At 36.6% G+C, this 3,839-nt stretch carries 4 protein-coding genes; 3 read left to right on the forward strand and 1 reads right to left on the reverse strand.

Annotated features, from left to right (window positions below; translation table 11 throughout):
* Positions 1-1,489, forward strand: a 1,489-nt coding sequence (gene nuoN, locus AC3WVG_RS11110) for an NADH-quinone oxidoreductase subunit NuoN (RefSeq protein ID WP_488798185.1), incomplete at its 5' end; no start/stop codon positions are given.
* 34 nt (positions 1,490-1,523) lie between these two features.
* Here nuoN and miaA read toward each other — a convergent pair.
* Positions 1,524-2,417, reverse strand: coding sequence for a tRNA (adenosine(37)-N6)-dimethylallyltransferase MiaA (miaA, locus tag AC3WVG_RS11115; RefSeq protein ID WP_488798186.1), 894 nt, complete (start codon positions 2,415-2,417; stop codon positions 1,524-1,526).
* A gap of 61 nt (positions 2,418-2,478) precedes the next feature.
* Here miaA and AC3WVG_RS11120 point away from each other — a divergent pair, with 61 nt between their 5' ends.
* Together AC3WVG_RS11120 and mqnP are read left to right on the forward strand one after the other, a co-directional pair.
* The gene (locus AC3WVG_RS11120) at positions 2,479-3,039 is read left to right on the forward strand and encodes a CDP-alcohol phosphatidyltransferase family protein (protein WP_488798187.1); all 561 of its coding nucleotides are present in this window, start codon (positions 2,479-2,481) and stop codon (positions 3,037-3,039) included.
* Between the two features lie 8 nt (positions 3,040-3,047).
* The coding region (gene mqnP, locus AC3WVG_RS11125; protein WP_488798188.1) for a menaquinone biosynthesis prenyltransferase MqnP at positions 3,048-3,839 on the forward strand (792 nt) is incomplete at its 3' end.

Raw genomic sequence — 3,839 nt, forward strand, 5'->3', positions numbered from 1 at the left:
CATTGGAGCAAGGGTTATAAGGTTTAGACTCTCTAAACTTATAACCCTTGCTCCAATGCTTGTTGCTATTGCAGGTGGTTTGATTATTTTAATCTTAGACCTTATGAATGATAAATTAGATAAATCATTGTACGTTATGCTTACAGTACTTGTATTGTTTATTGATTTTGGTGCTGTATTGGGTCTTAATGTCAATGAACGTGGTTTCTTTGATGTGATGCTTATTGATGGTATCTCTATTATCTCTCAACTGATGATTATTGGTGGTTCAATGATATTCATTCCATTGGCATTGACATCTAAACGTTTCCATGAGTATTCATACCCTGAATTCTTTGCACTTTTCTTGTTTATGATTGCAGGATTCCAGTTTATGGTAGCCACTGATAACCTTATCCTTATTTTTGTAGGGATTGAGACAGCATCATTGGCACTCTATACACTCATCGCGCTTCACAATAGAAGTAACTCTTATGAGGCAGCAGTGAAGTACTTTACTATGGGGGCACTTGCAGCGGCATTTTTTGCTATGGGTTCAGCAGTAGTTTATGCACTTACTGGCTCTATAGAGCTTTATAAAGTAGCAGAGGTAATGGCAACACGTATGAATGAGATAGGACTTATGATCGCAATTTTTGGTTCATCAGTATTATTACTAGTAGCTTTTGCATTTAAGCTTTCACTCTTCCCTTTCCATACTTGGGCACCAGATGTGTATGAAGGAGCTTCTGCACCACTTGCTGGATATATGTCAGTGGTTCCTAAAATTGCAGCATTTGTTGTGAGTATCAGAATCTTTGGTATGTACATTGACCTTGGTATCGAGTGGGTAAGATGGACTATTCTTATTTTAGCTGTATTTACGATGACACTTGCTAATATTATGGCACTTGTACAAAATGATGTAAAACGTATGCTTGCATATTCATCTATCTCTCATGCTGGTTTCATTATGGCAGCACTTGCTCTTGATACAACAGAAGGTAACACGGCGATATTCTTATACTATGCACTCTTTATGTTCACAAATCTTGGGGCATTTGCAATGTTATGGATTTCTCGTCATAAAACAAGAAGATTTGATAAACGTTATGACCACCCTTATGAAAAATTTGCTGGATTAATTCAAATTATGCCAATGGGTGCAGTGGTGATGGCTCTGTTCATGCTCTCACTTGCGGGTGTACCACCATTCTCTGTATTCTGGGGTAAAGTTTATGTGATGCAAGCAGCAGTAAATGCTGGTTATATTTGGTTAGCGATTATTATGGGATTAAATTCAGCGATAGCAGCATATTATTACTTAAAACTCATTGTTTATATGTTCTTAAAAAATCCTGTAAAAGATGTAGATACAGTGTACTACAACATCTCTAAACCACTTATGGTTATCATCGGGTTAGCAACAGTTGCAACTGTAACAGCTATCTTCTATGTACAACCACTGGTATCTTACTTGTACTATATGATTAGTGCGAGTGGGTATTAATTTATATATTATAGGGTGCGTTTGTTAACGCACCTTATAGTAAAATATTCTCCAACTCTTCCACACTTCCTTTTATGACATTTTCAAACTGAGAATTGTTAAATGTTGTCTGTCTTTTTGCAAGGCGAGCAGTATTTGTTGCTATCTTCTCTATGAGCATCTTTTTATCATATAAGCCATCTAAGTAAGCCAGTGTCTCTTTGATACCTATAGACTTCATACAGTTAGGGCTACGTCCATATTTACGCTCTAACATACATATCTCATCTATGAGACCATCTGAGACCATTATTTGTGTACGTAGTGATATACGTTCACGTAGTAAAGCTCTATCCCAAACTATTTGATAGATAGGTAGTGGCTTAGTAATAGTGGCTTTTGGAGGATTTTGTTTAAAATACGCTGTAGGGGTAAGTGAAGTCTCAATATAAATATGGAGTGCTTTTTCTATGCGATATGCATCATTAGTTTCTATATGTGACATATATTCACTATCTAAAGTAGTGAGCATAGCGTATGCTTTTTCTAGGTCAAGTAAATGTTTCTGTGTCTCTTGTTTTGTATGTTCAGAGATAGTTGGAAGTTCTGAGATACCTTCTATGAGCATTTTGAGATAAAAACTTGTTCCTCCAACTATCACAAGATTTTTCTTTTCTGCTAAACATTTTGCATATACTTCATGATAAAGCTTTATAAAAGTAGTAACATCAAAATCTTCATGAGGGTAGATAACATCTATCCCAAAATGTTGTATATCTCCACGTTCTTCTATGGTAGGTTTGGCTGAAACGATGTCTATCTCTTTGTAAATAGAGAGAGAATCAAGTGAAAGTATATGGGCATTCATCTTTTGCGCAATTTTAATAGAAAGTGCTGTTTTCCCTGATGCTGTAGGACCAATGAGGGCTAGTTGTTGAAAGTGTTTCATGGTGTAATCATAGCATAACAACAAAAAAGGTAAAATGTTATTTTTAAAGATAAGGCTAAATATGAATTTATTTAACAAAGATAACCGTTTTAACATTGCAAACCTTGTAACCTATTTGAACATTACGATGGGTGTCATGGCGATTTACTTCATCGTTAAAGGTGACTTTTTCACAGCAATCATTCTCGCATGGATAGGTGGTGCGTGTGATATAGCTGATGGTAAACTAGCACGTAAATATAATCTTTCAACAGAATTTGGAATCCAACTAGACTCCTTTGCAGACTTTCTCTCTTTTGTGGTGATGCCTGCATTTTTACTTTTTTATGCTGTCAAACAATATATTGGTGTCACAGGTGTTGAAGAACTTGTTCTGGGACTTGTATTTATTTGGTATATTATCAACGGTCTTAGAAGACTTGTAGAGTTTAACCTCAAAGTAGACGTAGGCGAAGTAGAGAAGTTCTTTGAGGGTGTGCCTACACCACTTGGAGCCATCTTACTATGGATACTCTATCTATTAACAGCCTATGGTATGGTTAATAGTGGATATATCATTGCACTGCTAGTGACAGCAATCGCATGGTCACTTAACTCCAAACTTAAAATCCCTCACCCATAGGTACAGACGTGCAAAAACTCAAAAAGCTCTTTAGAGATTTTTCTGAATTGGTGATGTTTAAACACTCAGTCTTTTCTTTACCATTTATCTTCATCGCTATGCTTGTTGCTTCTTATCTTGACAGTGGTTCTGGTTGGTTTGGATGGAGACTACTTTTTTTAGGCGTATTAGCAGCAGTAAGCGCACGTAACTTTGCTATGGGTGTGAATCGTTATTTAGACAGAGATGTTGATATCCTCAACCCACGTACTAAAGGACGTCCTTCTGTAGATGGAAGAGTTTCTAATGCGCAGATGTTAGGATTTATTGTTATTAATGCACTGCTTTTTATAGTGGTGGCTTATTTTGTTAATACTTTAGCCTTTCAACTTTCTCTACCTATATTGGCAGTGTTAGGGGCATACACACTTTTTAAACGCTTTTCAGCGCTTGCGCATCTCATACTTGGGGTTAGCCTTGGTTTAGCGCCTATTGCAGGGGTGGTAGCAGTCTCTGGAGAGATAACACTATGGTCACTCTACCTTGCACTTGGTGTGATGTTTTGGGTAGCAGGATTTGATTTACTTTACTCCTTGCAAGATATGGAATTTGACAAAGCCAATAACTTACACTCTATTCCTTCCAAATTTGGTGCTAAAAAAACCATGTGGATAGCAAGGGTTTTTCATATTTTGGCAGTAGCATTCTGGGTAGCTTTTGTAGTTAAATCAAATTTGGGTTTATGGGCACAAGTAGCAGTCCTCTTTTCTGCTATCATGTTAACATATGAACATTACATAGTAAAATCTTTGTTCACTATG

Source organism: Desulfovulcanus sp. (assembly GCF_982781345.1).

Excerpts from the sequence above, each read along its gene's own strand:
- miaA (WP_488798186.1), bottom strand. The coding sequence starts at position 2,417 with ATGAAACACTTTCAACAACTAGCCCTCATTGGTCCTACAGCATCAGGG.
- AC3WVG_RS11120 (WP_488798187.1), top strand. The coding sequence starts at position 2,479 with ATGAATTTATTTAACAAAGATAACCGTTTTAACATTGCAAACCTTGTA.